At 60.7% G+C, this 18,116-nt stretch carries 18 protein-coding genes; 10 read left to right on the forward strand and 8 right to left on the reverse strand.

The window, feature by feature from the left end; translation table 11 throughout:
• Positions 1-327: 327 nt before the first annotated feature.
• Genes AAE029_RS27230 through AAE029_RS27250 form a run of 5 tightly spaced genes read left to right on the forward strand, consistent with a single transcriptional unit; the run spans position 328 to position 5,368 of the window.
• The gene (locus AAE029_RS27230) at positions 328-1,164 is read left to right on the forward strand and encodes a metallophosphoesterase (RefSeq protein WP_371076029.1); all 837 of its coding nucleotides are present in this window, start codon (positions 328-330) and stop codon (positions 1,162-1,164) included.
• Entirely contained in the window at positions 1,161-2,324 is a 1,164-nt protein-coding gene (locus AAE029_RS27235) for an ABC transporter ATP-binding protein (RefSeq protein ID WP_371076030.1), read from the forward strand. The genes AAE029_RS27230 and AAE029_RS27235 overlap by 4 nt, the downstream gene beginning before the upstream one ends.
• Positions 2,317-3,240 (forward strand): carbohydrate ABC transporter permease, encoded by a 924-nt coding sequence (locus AAE029_RS27240; RefSeq protein ID WP_371076031.1) that lies wholly within the window; start codon positions 2,317-2,319, stop codon positions 3,238-3,240. The genes AAE029_RS27235 and AAE029_RS27240 overlap by 8 nt, the downstream gene beginning before the upstream one ends.
• Entirely contained in the window at positions 3,240-4,076 is an 837-nt protein-coding gene (locus AAE029_RS27245) for a carbohydrate ABC transporter permease (protein ID WP_371076094.1), read from the forward strand. The genes AAE029_RS27240 and AAE029_RS27245 overlap by 1 nt, the downstream gene beginning before the upstream one ends.
• Positions 4,077-4,102: 26 nt before the next feature.
• Entirely contained in the window at positions 4,103-5,368 is a 1,266-nt protein-coding gene (locus AAE029_RS27250) for an ABC transporter substrate-binding protein (protein ID WP_371076032.1), read from the forward strand.
• 70 nt (positions 5,369-5,438) lie between these two features.
• Here the strand turns inward: AAE029_RS27250 and AAE029_RS27255 are convergent, their stop codons facing one another.
• Both AAE029_RS27255 and AAE029_RS27260 read right to left on the reverse strand, forming a co-directional pair.
• Positions 5,439-6,428 (reverse strand): substrate-binding domain-containing protein, encoded by a 990-nt coding sequence (locus tag AAE029_RS27255; RefSeq protein ID WP_371076033.1) that lies wholly within the window; start codon positions 6,426-6,428, stop codon positions 5,439-5,441.
• 261 nt (positions 6,429-6,689) lie between these two features.
• Entirely contained in the window at positions 6,690-7,568 is an 879-nt protein-coding gene (locus AAE029_RS27260; protein ID WP_371076034.1) for an NAD(P)-dependent oxidoreductase, read from the reverse strand.
• A 184-nt stretch (positions 7,569-7,752) separates the two neighbouring features.
• On the opposite strand from AAE029_RS27260, the gene AAE029_RS27265 reads away from it, so the two are divergent.
• Positions 7,753-8,427, forward strand: coding sequence for an HAD hydrolase-like protein (locus tag AAE029_RS27265; RefSeq protein ID WP_371076035.1), 675 nt, complete (start codon positions 7,753-7,755; stop codon positions 8,425-8,427).
• A 104-nt stretch (positions 8,428-8,531) separates the two neighbouring features.
• Here the strand turns inward: AAE029_RS27265 and AAE029_RS27270 are convergent, their stop codons facing one another.
• A complete protein-coding gene (locus AAE029_RS27270) occupies positions 8,532-9,500 on the reverse strand; it encodes a DUF2950 domain-containing protein (protein ID WP_371076095.1) in 969 nt (322 codons plus the stop codon).
• Between the two features lie 32 nt (positions 9,501-9,532).
• On the reverse strand, positions 9,533-11,053 hold the full coding sequence (locus AAE029_RS27275) for a DUF3300 domain-containing protein (protein ID WP_371076036.1): 1,521 nt from the start codon (positions 11,051-11,053) through the stop codon (positions 9,533-9,535).
• A gap of 331 nt (positions 11,054-11,384) precedes the next feature.
• Here AAE029_RS27275 and AAE029_RS27280 point away from each other — a divergent pair, with 331 nt between their 5' ends.
• Positions 11,385-12,230, forward strand: a complete 846-nt coding sequence (locus AAE029_RS27280; RefSeq protein ID WP_371076037.1) for a hypothetical protein — start codon at positions 11,385-11,387, stop codon at positions 12,228-12,230.
• A 282-nt stretch (positions 12,231-12,512) separates the two neighbouring features.
• Here the strand turns inward: AAE029_RS27280 and AAE029_RS27285 are convergent, their stop codons facing one another.
• Complete coding sequence (locus tag AAE029_RS27285; protein ID WP_371076038.1) at positions 12,513-12,677, reverse strand: hypothetical protein; 165 nt, start codon at positions 12,675-12,677, stop codon at positions 12,513-12,515.
• A gap of 212 nt (positions 12,678-12,889) precedes the next feature.
• Between AAE029_RS27285 and AAE029_RS27290 the strand changes: the two genes are divergently transcribed.
• Positions 12,890-13,156, forward strand: a complete 267-nt coding sequence (locus AAE029_RS27290; RefSeq protein ID WP_371076039.1) for a hypothetical protein — start codon at positions 12,890-12,892, stop codon at positions 13,154-13,156.
• A 275-nt stretch (positions 13,157-13,431) separates the two neighbouring features.
• Here AAE029_RS27290 and AAE029_RS27295 read toward each other — a convergent pair whose 3' ends face one another.
• Positions 13,432-14,679: an adenylate/guanylate cyclase domain-containing protein gene (locus AAE029_RS27295; protein WP_371076040.1), complete on the reverse strand. Its 1,248-nt coding sequence runs from the start codon at positions 14,677-14,679 to the stop codon at positions 13,432-13,434.
• A 12-nt stretch (positions 14,680-14,691) separates the two neighbouring features.
• Positions 14,692-15,015 carry a hypothetical protein gene (locus AAE029_RS27300; protein ID WP_371076041.1) on the reverse strand — a complete coding sequence of 108 codons (324 nt, stop codon included), beginning with the start codon at positions 15,013-15,015 and terminating at the stop codon, positions 14,692-14,694.
• Here AAE029_RS27300 and AAE029_RS27305 point away from each other — a divergent pair.
• Positions 14,991-15,992 carry an ABC transporter substrate-binding protein gene (locus tag AAE029_RS27305; protein WP_371076042.1) on the forward strand — a complete coding sequence of 334 codons (1,002 nt, stop codon included), beginning with the start codon at positions 14,991-14,993 and terminating at the stop codon, positions 15,990-15,992. The genes AAE029_RS27300 and AAE029_RS27305 overlap by 25 nt on opposite strands.
• 248 nt (positions 15,993-16,240) lie before the next feature.
• Positions 16,241-17,128, forward strand: coding sequence for an ABC transporter permease (locus AAE029_RS27310; protein ID WP_371076043.1), 888 nt, complete (start codon positions 16,241-16,243; stop codon positions 17,126-17,128).
• A 449-nt stretch (positions 17,129-17,577) separates the two neighbouring features.
• Here the strand turns inward: AAE029_RS27310 and AAE029_RS27315 are convergent, their stop codons facing one another.
• Entirely contained in the window at positions 17,578-18,102 is a 525-nt protein-coding gene (locus AAE029_RS27315; RefSeq protein WP_371076044.1) for a metal-dependent hydrolase, read from the reverse strand.
• Positions 18,103-18,116 lie beyond the last annotated feature (14 nt).

An 18,116-nucleotide genomic window follows, 5' to 3' on the forward strand; every position in this document is an offset into this window, starting at 1 on the left:
CGACGAATTGCGGCCGGATCGACATGCTCGATCCAGGGTTGCTCCGCCTCCATGGAGCCATCGGTCGAGACCTCTGTTGCCTTTGGGACGCCGCCCAATCGTGGGCACCTGCCCCTTTCCATGCGGCCAGTTCGCAACCCATTCGCGAATTTGCCCGCATGCTTTTCGCTGTTTGACAGATCCATGACAAAACTGAAAAACGACTGAAAAAGCCTGTTACCAAACTGACACCGGCGCCTTCTAAACAGATCGCTGAGAAGCGTCGACTGGCGAGGGGGACGACAGTCCATAGCGCTTCCAGACCGATATCGAAGAGGCGCGCGCCCCATGAAGATCATCCAGATTACCGATACGCATTTCAGCCCCGGCAAGCAGCACTTCAATGGCAATTGGGAGCCGCTTGTGAATTGGATCAACGCTGAGGCCGCCGACCTCGTGATCCATACCGGCGACCTCACCGTTGACGGCGCCGATCTGGAAGACGACATTGCCTTCTCGATGGACCTGATGCGTCAGGTCTCCGCGCCGATGCTGATCGTTCCCGGCAATCACGACGTCGGCCATGTCCCGGGCTCTGACCAGCCGGTCGATCCGGTGCGCCTGGAACGCTGGAGGCGTCTGGTCGGCCCGGACTACTGGGCCGAGGACGCCGGCAACTGGCGCCTGATCGGCCTCGACAGCCTGCTGATGGGCTTCGAAGACTCGGAAGAGGAAGCACAGTTCGAATGGCTGCAGAAGCAGCTCGATGAACGCAACGGCCGCCGGGTCGCGATCTTCGCCCACAAGCCGCTCTTCGTCGACGAACCGCACGAAGGCGACACCGGCTACTGGAGCATCCGCCCTGCCCAGCGCCGTCGCCTTTACGACCTGATCGCCGCCCATGATGTCGCGCTCTTTGCCAGCGGCCATCTCCATTGGGCCTGGAAAGGCGCCTTCGAGCAGACCTCGCTCGTCTGGGGACCATCGGCGGCCTTCATCATCGACACGATGGAGCGCGAAATGCCGGGAGAACGCCTGGTCGGCGCCGTCGTCCACACCTTCGCGGACGAGGTCGCAAGCGAGATCATCACCGTTCCCGGCCTGACGGCCCATGTCATCGATGAGGTCATTGCGGAAGTCTACCCGACGGTGGCTGCCAAGCTGCAGCGGGAGCGCGCGTCATGACTGCGCTTTCGCTTCGCGGCATCACCAAATCCTTCGGCGACAACGCCATCCTCAAGGGCGTAAGCCTCGATGTCGGGCCCGGAGAATTCATCGCCCTGGTCGGTCCGTCCGGCTGCGGCAAGAGCACGCTGTTGCGTATTCTCGCTGGCCTTGACCATGCCGACACAGGTGAATTCCTGATCGACGGCAAGGATATGTCGACAGTTGCCGCCGCCGACCGCAACATCGCGATGGTCTTCCAGTCCTATGCGCTCTATCCGCATCTGACGGCGGCGCAAAATATCGCCGTGCCGCTTATCATGCGCCGCCTGACGCGGACGCAGCGCCTGCCCTTCATCGGGTCGTTCATGCCCGGCCAGCGCAATGTCCGGGCCACCATCGCCCGTGATGTGCGCGAGATGGCGGTCTCGCTCAAGATCGACCACCTGCTCGACCGCAAGCCGGGCCAGATGTCCGGCGGCCAGCGCCAGCGCGTGGCGCTCGCCCGCGCCATGGTCCGCCATCCGAGCGTCTTCCTGATGGACGAGCCGCTCTCCAATCTCGATGCCAATCTGCGCGTCCATGCCCGCGGCGAGATCGTCGAGCTGCATCGCCGCGCCGGCGTGCCGACCGTCTATGTCACGCACGATCAGGCCGAAGCTCTGTCGATGGCCGACCGTGTCGCTGTGATGATCGGCGGCAATCTGCTGCAGCTTGCGACACCGCAGGCGATCTACGACGATCCGGCCCATGTCGAAGTCGCCCGCTTCATCGGCCAGCCGCGCATCAATCTTCTGCCAGCGCTTGCCGAGAGCGGGATCGTTGCCTTCGGCGGCATGCGGCTTTCGCTGAAGGACGCCGGCTTCAACGGCACGGCCGTCACCATCGGTATCCGTCCGGAATTCGTCCAGCTTGCCGACAGCCGCCAGGATGGGCTTGCCGCACATATCGAGCGCATGGAATTCCTCGGCTCGGAGGTAATCCTCCATTGCCGTCTCGACGCCATCGGCGGCACCATCGTTGCCCGTGTTGCGCCCTCCGAGACCAGGGGCCTCGCCGCCGGCATGCCGATCGCTCTCGCGCTTTCCCCGGATCGCGCCATGGTCTTTTCCGAGGATGGCCGCCGCCTGCGCACCTCACTCAGCAGCGCCGACGCCGCGCGGGAGAAGGCCCATGGCTAGCGTCGCGTCCCTCGCCGTACCACTCGATACGGCCGCCGCCCGCGAGCGTCGCGAAGCCCGTACCGCCTGGCTGCTGGCGCTGCCGGCAATCATCCTCCTCGTTGTCTTCGTACTCGCGCCGGTTGTCGCTGTCATCTTTCTCGGTTTCACCGATTTCGAGCTCGGCTATGGCAAGTTCCGTTTCGTCGGCTTCGAGAACTACGCCCATCTCCTCACCGACCGCACCTTCCGAAAGTCGCTGTGGAATACGACGGTCTATACCGCCATCGTTGCACCCATCTCGATCGTTCTGGGGCTTGGCATCGCGCTCCTGATCGAGAGCGAGACGGCGGCGCGCAGTTTCTTCCGCACCGCCTACTTCCTCCCCGTCGCCTCGCTGATCGTCGCCATGGCGACCGTCTGGCAATATCTCTTCCATCCGACAATCGGTCCGATCAACGCCATGCTGGCGCTTATCGGCATTTCCGGGCCGAACTGGCTCGGCGCCTCCGGCACGGTTCTCTACAGCCTGTCGATCATCGGTGTCTGGCAATCGGCCGGCTTCAACATGGTCCTCTTCCTGGCCGGGCTGACAGCGATCCCGCGGGAGATCTACGCCGCCGCCGAAGTGGATGGTGCGAAATCCGCGCTTGATCGCTTTCGGCTCGTCACCTGGCCGATGCTCGGGCCGACCACGCTCTTCGTGCTCACCATCAGCATCACCAATGCGGTCAAGGTCTTCGAGACGGTCAAGACGCTGACCGACGGCGGCCCGAACAAGGCGTCCGAAGTGCTGCTCTTCACCATTTACCAGGAAGGCTTCGTCTATCTGCGCGTCGGCTACGCCTCGGCCATGACCGTCGTCTTCCTGGCCATCCTCGTGGTGCTGATGTTCCTGCAGTACCGCGTCCTCGACCGTCGGGTGCACTACACATGATGACGACGAACACCCTCACCTTCGGCAGGATCGTCCGCCTGACGCTGCTTTCCCTCGGCGCGATCGTCTTCCTGGCACCCTACGTCTTCATGATCTCGACCGCCGGCAAGGCGCAGAGCGACATCTTCACCTCCGCGCTCTCGCTGGTCCCGGCCGAGCTCTATTACGTCCAGAACTTCGCAAAGGCATTGAGCCGTGTGCCGATGGGCACGCTGCTCTGGAACGGCGTGCTCGTCTGCGGATTGATCTTCTTTTTCCAGGTACTGGTCGCCATCCCCTGCGCCTATGCCATGGCGAAGCTGCGCTTCCGAGCCGCCCGTTTCATGATGGTGCTCGTCATGCTGGGCCTGCTGGTGCCGATCCACGCGACCGCCCTGCCCCTTTACGTCGCCTTAGACGAGCTGTCGCTGCTCAACAGCTACACCTCTCTGGTCGCCCCCTTCACCATCTCCGTCTTCGCGATCTTCATGTTCCTGCAGTTCTTCCGCGCCATGCCTGATGATCTGATCCATGCCGCCCGGCTCGACGGCATGTCGGAACTCGGCATCGTTGCCCGCGTCATCGTTCCGAATGCATGGCCGGCGGTTACCGCCTTTGCGATCTTCTCGGTCGTGGCGCACTGGAACGACCTCTATTGGCCGCTGATCGTCATCTCCAAGCAGGCCTATGCGACGCCGCCGCTCGGCCTCATGTATTTCCGCGCGGCCGAAGCCGGCGACGACTACGGCGCCCTGATGGCGGCGACCCTCATTATCACCCTTCCCCTCGTCGCAGCTTTCCTGCTCGCACAGAAGCGCTTCGTCGAGGGCATCACCATGACCGGTCTCAAAGGTTGACCGGCTTCAACCCAGGAGCACGAGCGATGAAGCATATCACCCAGTTTCTCGCCGCCGCCGCCATCTCCATGGCGGTGTCGGTACCGGCCTATGCCGAGACGACGCTGACGGTCCACTATCCCATGCCGGGCTTCTTCAAGGACGTGATGGACACGATCTCGAAGAAGTTCATGGAAGAAAATCCTGACATCAAGATCCAGTTCGCCAGCCCGTCGGCCACCTACGAGGAAGGCATCCAGACGATCCTGCGCCAGGTCGGCACCGACGAGCTGCCGGATGTCACCTTCATCGGCCTCAACCGTCTGCGCATGATCAACGAGCGCAACGTCCCCGTCGATCTCGGGCCGCTCGTCCAGAAGGACGGCAACATGGCGGAACAGGGCTTCTCCGACACCATCCTCAAGCTCGCCCAGATCAACGGTAAGCAGGTCGGCCTCGCTTTCGCGACGTCCAACCCGATCATGTACTACAACGCCGATCTGGTGAAAGCTGCCGGCGGCGACCCGGACAGCCCTCCGAAGACCTGGGATGAGGTCATCGCGCTCGGGGCAAAGATCAAGGCGCTCGGCAACGGCGTCGACGGCATCGACTTCCGCTGGCAGGGCGACGACTGGATGTTCTCCGCCCTCCTCTTCGGCGCCGGCGGCAAGATGCTGAGCGAGGACGAGAGCAAGGTTGCCTTCAACGGTCCGGAAGGCGAAAAGGCCGTCGAGATCATCTCCCGCCTGGTCAAGGAAGGCGGCATGCCGGTCTTCACCAAGCAGGCCGGTGAACAGGCCTTCGCGGCCGGCAAGGTCGGCTTCGCCTTCCAGACGACCGGCGCGCTCGTCAACACGATCAAGAACGTCGGCAGCAAGTTCGATCTGCGCACCGCCAAGATCCCGCTGATCGATCCGGTCAACGGCAAGCTGCCGACCGGCGGCAACGCGGTCGTCATCCTGACGAAGGATCCGGTCAAGCAGGAAGCCGCCTGGAAGTTCGCCAAGTTCGCCGCCGGCCCCTATGGCGCCTCCGTCGTAGTTCCGGGCACGGGCTATGTGCCGAACAACGAGCTTGCCGCCAAGTCCCCGGAATATCTCGGCGACTTCTACCAGAAGAACCCGCTGTTCCGGGCAGGCCTCAGCCAGATGTCGCTGATGGTTCCGTGGTACGCCTTCCCCGGTTCGAACGGCGTCAAGGTCACCCAGACCATCGTCGACAACCTGTCGCGCATCGTCGACCAGTCGGCGACGCCGAAGGAAGCGCTCGACGACGCGGCCGCCGACGTCCAGGGCCTGCTGCCGCGCAGCTGATCTCGTTGAGCCAAAGGCCAGAAAATTTCGCCGCCCCTCACGGGGCGGCTTTTTTTCGGTGAAGAGACTGTCAGCCTGCGTTGAGATCGCGCACAGTCCCGCCGGGACGCAGCCTGTAGGACACCGTCAGGTGGCGGGCGGGCGCTGCATTTTCCGCCATGTCGAGGAGCAGGGAGGCCGCGGCCGCCCCCATCGTGGCATCCGGCATCTCGACCGTCGTCAGGGGCGGATCCATCAGCCGGCCTATCGCAATGCCGTCGAAGCCCGCGACCGAGACATCCCGCGGGATGGAGAGATTGAGACGGCGCAGCGCCCCAATGACGCCACAGGCGAGAAGATCGTTCGAGGCGATGATGGCGGTCGGGTCCAGCGAGGATATCGGATCCGTCAGATCAAGCTGCTCAAAGCTGTTGATGAACGGAATTTCGCAGGCATCGAGAGCGGGTACAGCGGCTTCATCCATGGCACTCAGATATCCCTGGTAGCGCAGCAGCGCCCGGTCGGAAGCGCCGAAATGGCCGGAGATGAACAGGATGCGCCGATGCCCACGCTTCAGCAGCAGCTCCGTCAATTCACGGCCCGCCATGAAATTATCCGTCGTCACCGCCGCCGCAAAACGCGAGGTCGGGCGGTTATGGAGCAGCACGGTCGGCGGCAGCTGCGGTGAAAGCGCCGGACTTTTCTTCGGATCGCAGACGGTCAGGATCAGCCCTGTCGGGCGCTCGCTGATAAGGGAGGCGACGGCATCGGCCTCCTGCGCCGGATCATAATTCGACTGCGCGATTAGGACGCTATGACCGGCAAGCAGCATGCGCTGCTCAATGCTCGACAGTGAGGCCGCGAAGACGGGATTGGTGATGCTCGGGATAAGCACGCCGACCACCGGCCGCTTCTGTACGAAGGCGGACGAGCGGCCCGCCGGGCGATAGCCGAGCTCGGCGGCGGCCCGGCGCACGCGGCGAACCATCGCCTCGCTTGCCGGACCCGTCCTGTTGAGAACCCGGCAGGCGGTAGCGACCGAACATCCGGCGCGAAAGGCGACTTGCTGAAGGGTAGACATTCCATTCCTGCTGATTGTCATCGACGCGCTCTCCGCCAGGGGCAGCCGCGCGACCGCCTGATAATGCAGCCACATGACGCTGGTTTGAATGTCGGTACAGTCACTGAAACACACCGCGCTCAAGTGCCGCTTCATGAACCCGGCAATAGATTCTGGAATCAAGAGCTTATGGCGATCTTCTGGTCGTTTGCTCGAAGGCGCGCTCGGCCCTCGCAAGCGATGTCACGCCCTGGGGCGAACGTGACATGCTGCCTCCGTGTTTCAGCCCTCCCCGGCATCCCGCGCTGCGAGAGCGCCGATGGCCGACCAGTCCAGTTTTTCGCCGCCCGTTGCGAGCAGGCTGAGGAATCGGTCGCGCAGCAAGCTTGCGAGTGGCAAAGGCACGCGCAGCTCCTCGGCCGCGGCAAGAGTCAAGCGGATGTCCTTCTGACCGAGTGGCGCCGCGAAGCCGGCGGGTTCGAATTTCCTGTCGGCAATCAGCCCGCCATAGGTCTTGTAGATTGGCGCGGTGAACAGCGTCGAGGTGAGAATCTCGAGATATTGATGCCGGTCGATCCCACCCTTTTCGACGAGCGCCATCGCCTCGCCGAGCGACTCGATCACTGAGGCGATGAGGAAGTTGCCGCTAAGCTTCAACAGATTGGCGGCCTTCGGCTCATTCGAGACGATGAAGGTCTTCTGCCCGACGGCATCGAGCAGCGGCTTCACCTTTTCGATTACCTCCCCAGCGCCGGCGGCGACCACGAAGAGATTGCCTGCGGCGGCGACTTCCGGTCGACCGAAGACGGGCGCCGAGACGAAACGCTGTCGGGCAGCGGCATGATCGGCAGTCAGCCTCTCCGACAGCGCCACGCTGATCGTGCTGGCCGAAATGTGCGCAGCGTCCTTTGGAAGGCTCGCAAGCAGACCCCCGTCGCCATAAACCACGTCTTCCAGAGCGTCGTCATTGGCAAGCATGGTGAAGACCGCCTCGCCCTGGCAGGCGTCCCGGATGGTGGCGGCAACATGCGCACCGGCTCCGGTGAGAGCCTCGGCCTTCTCGCGCGTGCGATTATAGACGCTCACCTCATGCCCCGCCTTCAGCAGGTTCGCCGCCATGCCGGAGCCCATCTGTCCCAATCCGATAAATCCGATTTTCATCGCCATCTTCCTGTTTGTTACTGTTTCAACCACCGGCAAGAGATTCTTATCCTCAGCCGTCCACGTCTTTCAAATCCAAAGTCGAACTTAGAGCGTTCAGGCAAAGCGGCGATACGGTGCGCGAATCCGGATTTATCGTGTATCTGCAGGCGACGATGTTTTCATTCAGGAGACCCGACTCGCCATGCACCGATCCGCCCCTTCCCTTCTGCTCGATCTCGACGGCACCTTGGTCGATTCCCAGCCGGGTATTCTGGCAAGCTGCCGCGCAGCGCTGCGCGCGCTCGGCCATGAACCGGGGCCCTCGATGGATCTGGCTTCGATCATCGGACCGCCCATGGAGGACGTGATGCGATATCTGCTCGCGCCCTATGGGGACGACCGCGTCGCCGAAGGTGTTGCAGCCTATCGCGCCGACTACGGCGACAACGGCCTGTTGAAGACCGAACTTTATCCCGGCATTGCCGACGCACTGTATGCGATCCATGATACCGGCCGGGCTCGTCTCTTTCTCGCGACTTCCAAGCGCAGGACCTTTGCGGAGCGGATCCTTGACAATCTTGGCCTCTCTGCCTGTTTCGACGGCATTTACGGATCCGTCCCGGGAGGCGCAATCGACCATAAGCCCGAGCTCATCGCCCATATTCTTGCGGAAAACGACCTGGCGGCTGATCGCTGCGTCATGGTCGGCGACCGACGCTACGACATATCGGGCGCACATGCGAACGACGTGCGCGCAATCGGCGTGCTCTGGGGATACGGCAGCCGGGAAGAGCTGGAAACAGCAGGCGCCGATCTGCTGATTGCAAGCGCCGACGAGCTCGCCGATGCGGCTCTCGGCCTCCTGCAGCGATCGTGACAATAGTCGGAACGGAGACAGCCCGCGAGTACCAGCCGCAGCGAAATTGGCCGAGAGGCAGGGCCCGCATTGGCGAGCCCCAGCCGGGCCAAGGTGCGCCCTCGTCAATCCTTGGTGATCTGCCAATCGTCGTTCGGATTGAACTGCTGGATGTCCCGCGCCAGTCTCTCGGTGTCCTCCCCCAGATCCGCCTGGTAGACGATACCGTTGCGGTTGACGACGAAGGTATTGACGCCGGTCTCACCGTACTTGACCGGCCAGGCAACGAGAGCGAAGCCCGCAATCATGTTGCCGTTGATGATATAATCATAGGCTCCCCCTGCGATATTGTTGCCCTGGCGGGTCAGGATCTTGAAGCGATAGCCGTAATATCCCTTGTCCTCCCGGGCCTTCCCGAGCTGCACCTGATTGATAAGGGATCCGGCGGGGCTTTCACCATTGCCCTGCTCCTCCGGCCAATAGAGACCGTCCGTCTTGCCTTCACTGCTGATCAGCTTCTGTGCATATTCCAGGACGCCGTCGTCGTCGTGGTCCTCCCCAGCGTAATCTTCCTGCGCATCAACATAGGCGCGAACAGCCGCGATCGCCTCCAGCTCGTTTTCGCCGATGCGACGGTTGATCACCTCTTCGATCCCGGCACGCGTATCGAAGGCCCATTTGCCGTCATCGCCTTTGGTGATCGGGAAGGGAAACGGCCAGAGGTCCTCGCCGATCTCGATCACCTTGTGTCCTTCCTCGTCGCCAAGCACGATCTTCTTCGCGGCCCCTTCCTTCATCTTATCGAAGGTATCCATCACGCCTTCGCTGGTCCTGAGCTTCTGCGCGTCGAGACCTAGAATGCCGGCAAGCTTGTCGAAATCATTTGCCGTCAGGGCATCCTTGAACGCCGCAAGGGCCTTGTCGGGATCGTCATATTCCGGCGGCGCGGCTTCTGCCACATATTCGGTAAGAGGCGGCGGATTGTCGCCATCGGCACTCTTGGCCACCCCTGCCAGCATCGTGACGCCGAGGACGAGAACCCCCAGACCCGAACAAAGAAGGCTCGAACGAAAAATCATGCGGCTATGATGCATTGCCATGTTTCCTTCCTCTTCGCTCGATCCTGTTAACGACGGCCGCGGCCGCCACCACCGCGGCCGCCACCACCACCGCGGCTCATCGACCTGCCCCCGCCGCTTGGGCGCTGCATTGACCTGCCACCGCTCGGACGTTGCATGGATCTGCTACCGCCTCCCCCGCGACTGATTTGCTTTTGGGGTCGATTGCCGCCGCTGATGCCGCCGCCCATCGCCTGGCCTCCGCGGTTGGATTGCAGCTTCGTCGTCTTTCCGGAGCGCACCTCGCCAAGCCCCGATGGCCGGCTTGGTCGATTGTCGCGTTTCGCCGCCGGCTTTGGCTTGCTCACCGGGTGGTTGACCCTGCCGGTTTCCCTGGCATTGCGTGCGGGCCGGTTCTGAGCGCCGCCTGCTCCTCGTGCGGCGATCGCACCTGCCGCGCCAGCCCCCGCAGCCGCTGCCAGGCCGGCTCCACCCAGCTCTCCTTCGCCCGCCCCCGGTCTCTCGCGCTGTTCGCCCACTCTGTTTGCCCGGACGTCGTTCAATGCGGTGGAACCGGCGCGCTGACGCGAGACGTTTTCGTTCTTCGCGACCCTTGCTTTCTCGCGGATATTATTGCGCTCATTCGCCTGGATTTTGTTCTTGACGTTTGTCCTGTCGAGCTTGGAGAACTGATCCTTGTCGAACTTGATCTTGCTGCGGTCGACATTCTTCCAGTCGACTTCGTTGAAATTCATCTTCCTGTCGACGTTGATGTTGTTGAAGCACTTGTCGCAGTCGATATCGATGTCGGAGCCGTCGAAGTCCCCGCCCCAGACGCCCCAATCGTCCCAATCCACGACGGCGCCGAAAATCGCGCCGGTGACCGCACCGGCAAAGAAGGTCGCCGTCGGATAGTAATAGTTTGGATAGGGATCGGCATAATATCCGATCGGTTCCGGCGGATAATCCTCGGCATAGAGCATCTGCGGCTCGTAGCGCGGAACGTAAATGCTGTCGGGATCGGCCGATTGGATGATGACGTTATCGTTCTCCTCAACGACCTTGATCTTATCGTCGGTCTTGATGATGTTATCGGCGACTGCCTTGTCGCGCAGTGTCTGAATCGCAACGAGAACATCTTTCTGCTGGTAGGCGATCGCGTCGCCGAAGGTCTGAGTCCAGTCGAGATCTTCGCTCATCATCTTGACGATCTCGGGATAGTTGAGGAGCGAGACGATGCTGCCGTCCCAGCTATCCTTCGGTTTGAGGCTGGCATCCTTCTTGAGGTTGTCGAGATAGCGCGACGCCTCGATGATCTGTAGCGGATAGAGCGAGGCGGAACTGACGAGAGCGATCAGTTCGTCCGGATAAAGTGCGATCCGAGCGACCAGAACTTCCAGATCATCTTCGTCAAGCGGCGCGGGTTGGTCGTCGGCAGGCTGAGCCTGCTGGGCGGCCGCCTCCGGGCCTGGCGCCTGCCCTTGCGCGAGCGCTGGGAAACCTCGGAGAAAATAGTCTCCTGGAACGAGTATTGCTGCAGCGATCAGGCAGATTGGCAGGCGCAAAGACATGCGATTGGAAAAAATCATGCTCCCCCCCGTCGAACGTGAAGGCGGCAGACCCAACGCTGCCAGCCTCTTCCTCGATCATTTTGCGCATTTTTTGGTGCGCCCTGACTTACATCTTATTATAGATAACTAAATTAGCGATTGCTTTTTCAATGTGTAAACGACTAACCCTCATCGTAAAACCTGAGGAGGAAATTCATCTAAGTGCGAAGCGACGAGCCGGGTATCGATCGGAAGGACCTGAAGGACGGAGCGCCATTGATGTCATTTGTAATCATTCCGCGCCCTTGCGAAATATCGCTGAAAACTGTGTACGATCTGAAGGCCCCTCTCAGCGGAACAAGGGAGACGCATGATGGACGCAGGTGTCGAAGCGAGCCCGGGCCCGAATGTTGCGGCCATCGAAAGCATCGAAGGCGAGGCCTGGCTGGATATGTATGCGGCAGCGCCTGGGGCTTATGTTCGACAGTCTGGGCTGAAATTTGAGCGCCTCGGCACCCTCATCGCTCTGGCGGATCAAAGCATCCCGAGTACCGAGTTCAACCGGGCTCTCTGTCTCGGCCATAGCAATCCCGCGACCGAAGCCGAACTTGACCGGGCGATCGCCTGGCTGAAGAACAATGCGAGCCCGTCATGGGCGATACAGATCCCTCCGCCTGTCCAGCCCGATGTGATCGGACATTGGATGGAAACACGAGGCCTGGCGAAGAGCGGCAACGGCTGGGCGAAACACCATCGCGGCGCAAACGCGGTTCGACAGACTTCGCGAGCCTCCTCTTTCGAGGTTCGCCTCGCCGACGAGCATGACGCCCAGGAATTCGGCCACATCGCCCATGCGGGCTTCGGGTTGCCGCAATCTACGGTTCCCTGGTTCGCATCCCTGATAGGTCGGCCAAAATGGAAGATCTTCCTCGCCTATGACGGCGATGATCCGATCGCCGGCGGTGCGCTCTTCCTGGATGGAGACTGGGGGTGGCTCGGCATTGACACGACCCTTCCCGGCTATCGTGGCCGCGGAGCGCAATCGGCGCTCATTGCACGGCGCCTCGAGGCCGGCGTCGCCGCCGGTGCTACAGGTTTTACCGCCGAGACCGGTCAACCGCCGGCAGGCGAAGAAGGCAAATACGCATCATATCGCAACTATCGCAGCGCGGGCTTCGAAGTCGCCTATGTGCGCCCGAATTATAAGATTGCGTGAGCAACCGGCCCGGCACCGAGGCTTTGGCGCGTCGGCCGATCGGATTCGCGGAGAGTTCTGCCCCTCACCCTAGCCCTCTCCCCGTCAAAACGGGGAGAGGGAACGATCGAGCAAGCGGTAAACTGTCATCCATGCAACCGGTACGTTCTGTTACTCATCTATTATCCGGTTTGAACGGTCGTCCCCTTGCCCCGCTTGCGGGGAGAGGGCTAGGGTGAGGGGCAAAGCTCTGGACTCGAATTTGACCCGCAGCCATCGCATTCACCGAGAATTTCCACGTAATCAGTCGAACCGGAACGAATACTGAAATTCCTCGACGGGGAAAGTTTCTTCCAAGGTCTCAGTCAGCACAACCTCGAGCCATGCATCGTCTTCTGCGACTTCGACATGGTTCGGTTCTTTCCGTGCAGTCTCGGAAACGTCGATCGAAAGGTAAGGGACAGGCATCCTCGTTATCCTTTTCCATCGCGCATATTTGCGCCACTTCGTCAGATCGCGAGCATTCTGCGATCTGATGTTGATCCTGACGCATTGATGCCATCATGCAAAGTATTAGAGAAACAAGATCAATGTCTACCTCGTATATACATCGGTATAGATGCCCATCTTGGGCGCGAGGTTTATTCTCGCAGTCAAGATGCAACCGAATGGAGGAAGACATGTCGGAGCACAGCAAACGCCGTAACGCAACGGGCGCCTGGAACGGACTCGTCAGAGCTGTTACCTTTCATCGCACGCAGCTCAGCAATCTTCTGCAGGCCCTGCTCGTCCCCGAAAGCAGCTATATGGCGCGCGCCGTTTTGATACCGGTTCGCTCGGCATCGTCCCGGCGCCAGCAGATCGAAAACTGGATGGCACATGACGCCGAGGCAGACGCCATCGAAAGGGCGAACCTGTTCAAGATCAGCCGCCGTCAGGGCTGGTAAACAACGGCTGCCATACAATATGGACATTGGTCGCTGCCTTGATAGCGGCCAGAAGGATCAGCCGCGCGATCCAGTTCATTCTCGAAAGAAGCGGCTCGCGAAAGCCAAAGAGCTTTTGATCTCGGCAGACGGCAAGCAGCGGCGGCGCGACATCGCCTTTCCTTATTTTACGCAATTCCGAACGGAAAACCGCTTCACACTTTTCCTGGAATTGCTTTCCTTATTTTTACGCAATTCCGAACGGAAAACCGTTTCACACTTTTCCTGGAATTGCTTCAGACGGCAATCCTGCGCATCTCCGGCGCCTCGCTGGAAAAGGCATAAACATCGACCGGCTCGCCGAGGCCCCGCAGCGGGAAAGAGCCGAGGCTCTCCAGTTCGTTTTCGCACCCCGCCATCTCCACGAAGGCCCGAGACAAGAGAACCGGCCGCTTGACCTCCTTGGTCAGGGTTTCCAAGCGCGAGGCGATGTTGACGGCCGGGCCGATGACCGTGAAATCGAGGCGGTTGCGCGAGCCGATATTGCCGTACATGACGTCTCCGACATGCACACCGACGCCATAGCTGAGTGGATCGCGGCCCTTGTGGATGTTCTCCTCGTTCAGGGCTGCAACGTTGTTCTGCGCCTCGCGAATGGCATGGAGGAGATTGATGCAGGCCATTGGGTCCGTCGTCGGGAAGATCGCGAGAAGCCCGTCTCCCATGAATTTGAGGATTTCCCCGCCATGCCGTTCGATCGGGCCGGACATGGCGTCGAAATAGCCGTTCAGCAGTTCGATGACATCGTCGCGAGGCCATAGATCCGAAAGCCGCGTGAAGTCGCGCAGATCGCAGATGAGAATCGCGGCACTGACGGTCACACCGCTGCCCCGCCTCGTGGCGCCGGCGAGGATCTTTTCGCTGGCATGGGACCCGACATAGGTTTCGAGAATGGTGCGCGCCATGCGGTTCTTCACCCTGATCTCGCTGACGAGCGCTATGGCGGGCACGAGGTCCTGGAAGAATACGATATCTTCCTCGCTGAAGCCGCCTGGCTTGTCGCTCGCGAAGGTAATGACGTGCTGCTTGCCGAGCGTGTGGTAGAGCGGCCAGGCAATGTAGTCGGTGATGCCTTCCGCGCGCAGCTCGTCATAGAGCTCATAGGCAGGGCCCTTGTCGTAACCAGCCTCGAAACGCTGCCGGACCTCGCGCGCCCCGCTGTTGATCTCGTTGATCGGGCTCATCAGGTATTGTTCCGTCTCCTCGACACCGTAGTCGAAAGTGCGGATTTCGGCCTCCGACAACCCCGTGCGCCAGAGAATGCGCGCACCGATCCATTGCGGATGGTTGGTCCTGAAATGCAGGCTCGCGCGGCCGAGCGGCACGCCGGCTTCCTGAAGCCGCCGGCACATTTCCACGAGGATATTGTCAATGAAGCGCTCCCCCTGCGTCTCTGTCACCAGCCAATCAAGTATTCTTCTTCTTTGACTTGGCCAGCGGCCTTCATCAGACTGGGTAAGGGCTACATCCGAAAGAGAAGGCATTGTCATGCTCCATCATGTCATTCCAGCCTCTTCCGACACGGGAGTCACGAGGCTGAAGGCAGGCTGCCAGATCGATACGCCGAGGTAAACCATTTCGTCGCTGGCGAGCGGACGAGACGGCTTGATCCTCCACCGAATATTGGCACTATCGGTGCTTATGGAAGAGCAGTTGACGCATTCTGAAAAGTACAGGTCGGTTTTCCGGGCGAGAATGCGCAAAGCCACGTGCGTGACGATGGCGGTTTTCGATCTCGATTGTGGCGGTGCTTTTGAGATCTTGCCCTTATCACCGCTCAAAAAGGGGAACAGGAATGAAAGCTTTACTTGCGACGACATGCCTTGCTTTTGGACTCCTCGGGTTGCATGGCGCAGCATCCGCGGCCGAATGCGGCGATGTGACGATTGCGAGCATGAACTGGCAGAGCGCCGAAGTGCTGGCCAGTCTCGACAAGTTCATACTGAACGAAGGCTATGGCTGCTCGGCCAACATCATTCAGGGCGACACGGTGCCGACAATCACCTCGATGGTCGAAAAGGGCGAGCCGGATATAGCGCCCGAGGGCTGGGTCGATCTCGTCCCGGAAGTCGTCAATCGCGGCTTGCAGGAAGGAAAGCTGATCGGAGCTGCCGTCGCGCTGTCGGATGGCGGTGTCCAGGGCTGGTGGATCCCCAAATATGTTGCCGACGCTCACCCCGACATCAAGACGATCCCGGATGCACTCAAGCATCCTGAAATTTTCAAGAATCCCGACGACGCCAGCAAAGGCGCCATATTCAATGGGCCGCAGGGCTGGGGCGGTACGGTCGTGACAACGCAGCTCTATAAGGCCTATGGCGGTGAGAAGGCTGGATTTTCGCTCATTGATACCGGCTCGGCCGCCGGTCTCGACGGCTCGATCGCCAAGGCATACGAAAGGAAAGAGGGCTGGGTCGGCTACTACTGGGCGCCGACGGCGCTGCTCGGAAAATACGAAATGGTGAAACTTGAGCATGGCGCGCCTGCGGACCTGGCCGAGTGGAAGCGCTGCAATACCGTGGCCGATTGCCCGGACCCGAAGCCCAATGACTGGCCGAAGGACAAGGTTCAAACACTGGTCACGAAAAAATTCGCCGATCAGGCAAGCCCCGAGGTGATGGACTATCTGAAGAAGCGCGCCTGGACCAATGACACGGTCAACAAGCTCATGGCCTGGATGACCGACAACCAGGCAAGCGGCGAGGATGGCGCGAAGCATTTCCTCGAGGAGAATCAGGACCTCTGGACCAAATGGGTTTCTCCGGATGCCGCGGAAAAGATCAAAGCTGCGCTTTGATTAATCGGCTTCAGGGCAGCGCCCTTGACGCTGCCCTTTCACGCTCTGCGTCAAAAGCGGCAGAGCCATTGGCGCGTCCAGAAAACGCTTGCCGCTCTACAGCCCCATGCGTCTCATAAGACGCACAAAGGTTGCTGTAACACTTTGAAGTACTGCATGGTTTATCCCTGGATCGGTTCTGATTTAAGGAACCATGCAGTAGCTAATCAAGCAAAGACCGGGCACTGAAGTCCGGCAGGGGGTTCCCTATGGAATGGCTGACCAAATTTCCGCATATGAACGACGATACCTTGCGGAATCTCAAGAAGATGATCGATGAAGGCTTTCGCGCCTTCACGCGGACCTACGGTGATCCGATCGAAGCATTCTTCAATCCTCTGCAGGTCTTCCTGATTCATTCTGAGCGTTTCATGACGACGACTCCCTGGCCGATCATCCTTGTGCTGATCGGGCTGATCGCATGGTTCGCCAGCCGAAGCTGGAAGGTCGTTGCGGGCTGTCTCATCACTTTGCTCGTCATCGGCTATTTCGACATGTGGGAAGACACGATGAAGACCATCTCGATGATCTTCGTCTGTGCTGTACTCTCGATCGCGATCGGAATTCCCATCGGCATCCTGATGGCGCGCTCGGATCGGCTGCAAGCGGCAATCAATCCGATCCTCGATGTCATGCAAACCATGCCAAGCTTCGTCTACCTGATCCCGGTCGTGATGCTCCTTGGCATCGGGAGGGTGCCAGGCCTGATCGCCGTGGTCATCTATGCGATCCCTCCGATGATCCGCCTGACCAACCTCGGGATCCGCCTTGTCGACAAGGATGTGCTCGAAGCCGCCGATGCCTTCGGCTCCTCCTCATGGCAACGTCTCAAGGACGTTCAGATTCCGCTCGCCATGCCAACCATCATGGCCGGCATCAACCAGACGATCATGATGTCGCTCGCGATGGTCGTCATCGCCTCCATGATCGGCGTTCAGGGGCTAGGCCAGCCGGTGCTGAGAGCGATCGCCAATCAATATTTTACCCTCGGCATCTTCAATGGCCTCGCGATCGTCGGCATCGCTATCATCTTCGACCGCATCAGCCAGGCCTACGGCCGGCGCCTGCAGCGGCATGCGGAGACCGTTCACGGCTAGCTGTGAGCTTTAGGGAAACCCGTTTCGCAATCTCGCGACCTTCGAGGGCGGTGGAGCCTGGGTCGAGACAAGCAGATCGGGACCCATGTCGGAATGCGTTGACTGCGAGGCCGGCTCGCCCTCGCGCACCTTCGCCCCGCGCGGGCAAGGGGTTCGAGTGAGGGATTGCAGCGAATACCCCCTTCTCCCCAGCGGGGAGAAGTGCCGAGCAGCGCGAGGCGATGAGGGGGGCGAGGAGCGAAAGCGACGAGCGTTCTGAGCGCAAGCGAAGGACAGTGCCGTGCGGCGCGCGCCCCTCATCCGACCCTTCGGGCCACCTTCTCCCCGCAAGCGGGGCGAAGGGGATGCGGCAGCCTCGGAGCGCCCCCTCTCCCCGTCAAAAACGGGGAGAGGGCTGGGGTGAGGGGCAAACTCTCGCGAGGCTCGGCACTGCTACGCCTCCGCACCGCTCAGCCGAGAGCCGCTTCCTGCGGCACTCGACTGCGCCCCTTATGCCATTTACGCACGAACATAACGATCGCAACGATGATGATCGCCAGCTCGCAGAGAAACGTCCAATGCAGGATGAAGTTCAAGAACCAGGGCTGATGAAGCGCGGGAACATGGACGAGGTTCATCCGCATGTCCGAGAAGGGAAACAGCCAGCGAATGTCAGCGGCGACGGTATCGAGAACGAGATGCAACAGAACATTGAGCAGTCCCGCCCACACCAGGACCAACCATTGCCGCTTGCCGGCCAGAACCGAACCCAGGGCCAGAAGGGCCGCAACCGCGAGCCAGAAGAAAGGCGTATGGGTCAGATAGTCGTGATGCACGTGCCGACGATGATCGATCAGATAGAAATGGACGAGGTCGATATCCGGCAGCACCGAGCAGACAAGACCCACCGCAAGCAGCGCGGATCCGCGGGTCGGATGCTTTCGAACCAGACGGCTTGTTAATAGATAACCGGCCGGCAGATGAGCTATGAACACGGCAGCGATTCCCC

This window comes from Sinorhizobium sp. CB7, from assembly GCF_041357635.1.
Classification (GTDB): domain Bacteria; phylum Pseudomonadota; class Alphaproteobacteria; order Rhizobiales; family Rhizobiaceae; genus Rhizobium.

Excerpts from the sequence above, each read along its gene's own strand:
- AAE029_RS27230 (WP_371076029.1), top strand. The coding sequence starts at position 328 with ATGAAGATCATCCAGATTACCGATACGCATTTCAGCCCCGGCAAGCAG.
- AAE029_RS27235 (WP_371076030.1), top strand. The coding sequence starts at position 1,161 with ATGACTGCGCTTTCGCTTCGCGGCATCACCAAATCCTTCGGCGACAAC.
- AAE029_RS27240 (WP_371076031.1), top strand. The coding sequence starts at position 2,317 with ATGGCTAGCGTCGCGTCCCTCGCCGTACCACTCGATACGGCCGCCGCC.
- AAE029_RS27245 (WP_371076094.1), top strand. The coding sequence starts at position 3,240 with ATGACGACGAACACCCTCACCTTCGGCAGGATCGTCCGCCTGACGCTG.
- AAE029_RS27250 (WP_371076032.1), top strand. The coding sequence starts at position 4,103 with ATGAAGCATATCACCCAGTTTCTCGCCGCCGCCGCCATCTCCATGGCG.
- AAE029_RS27255 (WP_371076033.1), bottom strand. The coding sequence starts at position 6,428 with ATGTCTACCCTTCAGCAAGTCGCCTTTCGCGCCGGATGTTCGGTCGCT.
- AAE029_RS27260 (WP_371076034.1), bottom strand. The coding sequence starts at position 7,568 with ATGAAAATCGGATTTATCGGATTGGGACAGATGGGCTCCGGCATGGCG.
- AAE029_RS27265 (WP_371076035.1), top strand. The coding sequence starts at position 7,753 with ATGCACCGATCCGCCCCTTCCCTTCTGCTCGATCTCGACGGCACCTTG.
- AAE029_RS27270 (WP_371076095.1), bottom strand. The coding sequence starts at position 9,500 with ATGCATCATAGCCGCATGATTTTTCGTTCGAGCCTTCTTTGTTCGGGT.
- AAE029_RS27275 (WP_371076036.1), bottom strand. The coding sequence starts at position 11,053 with ATGATTTTTTCCAATCGCATGTCTTTGCGCCTGCCAATCTGCCTGATC.
- AAE029_RS27280 (WP_371076037.1), top strand. The coding sequence starts at position 11,385 with ATGATGGACGCAGGTGTCGAAGCGAGCCCGGGCCCGAATGTTGCGGCC.
- AAE029_RS27285 (WP_371076038.1), bottom strand. The coding sequence starts at position 12,677 with ATGCCTGTCCCTTACCTTTCGATCGACGTTTCCGAGACTGCACGGAAA.
- AAE029_RS27290 (WP_371076039.1), top strand. The coding sequence starts at position 12,890 with ATGTCGGAGCACAGCAAACGCCGTAACGCAACGGGCGCCTGGAACGGA.
- AAE029_RS27295 (WP_371076040.1), bottom strand. The coding sequence starts at position 14,679 with ATGCCTTCTCTTTCGGATGTAGCCCTTACCCAGTCTGATGAAGGCCGC.
- AAE029_RS27305 (WP_371076042.1), top strand. The coding sequence starts at position 14,991 with ATGAAAGCTTTACTTGCGACGACATGCCTTGCTTTTGGACTCCTCGGG.
- AAE029_RS27300 (WP_371076041.1), bottom strand. The coding sequence starts at position 15,015 with ATGTCGTCGCAAGTAAAGCTTTCATTCCTGTTCCCCTTTTTGAGCGGT.
- AAE029_RS27310 (WP_371076043.1), top strand. The coding sequence starts at position 16,241 with ATGGAATGGCTGACCAAATTTCCGCATATGAACGACGATACCTTGCGG.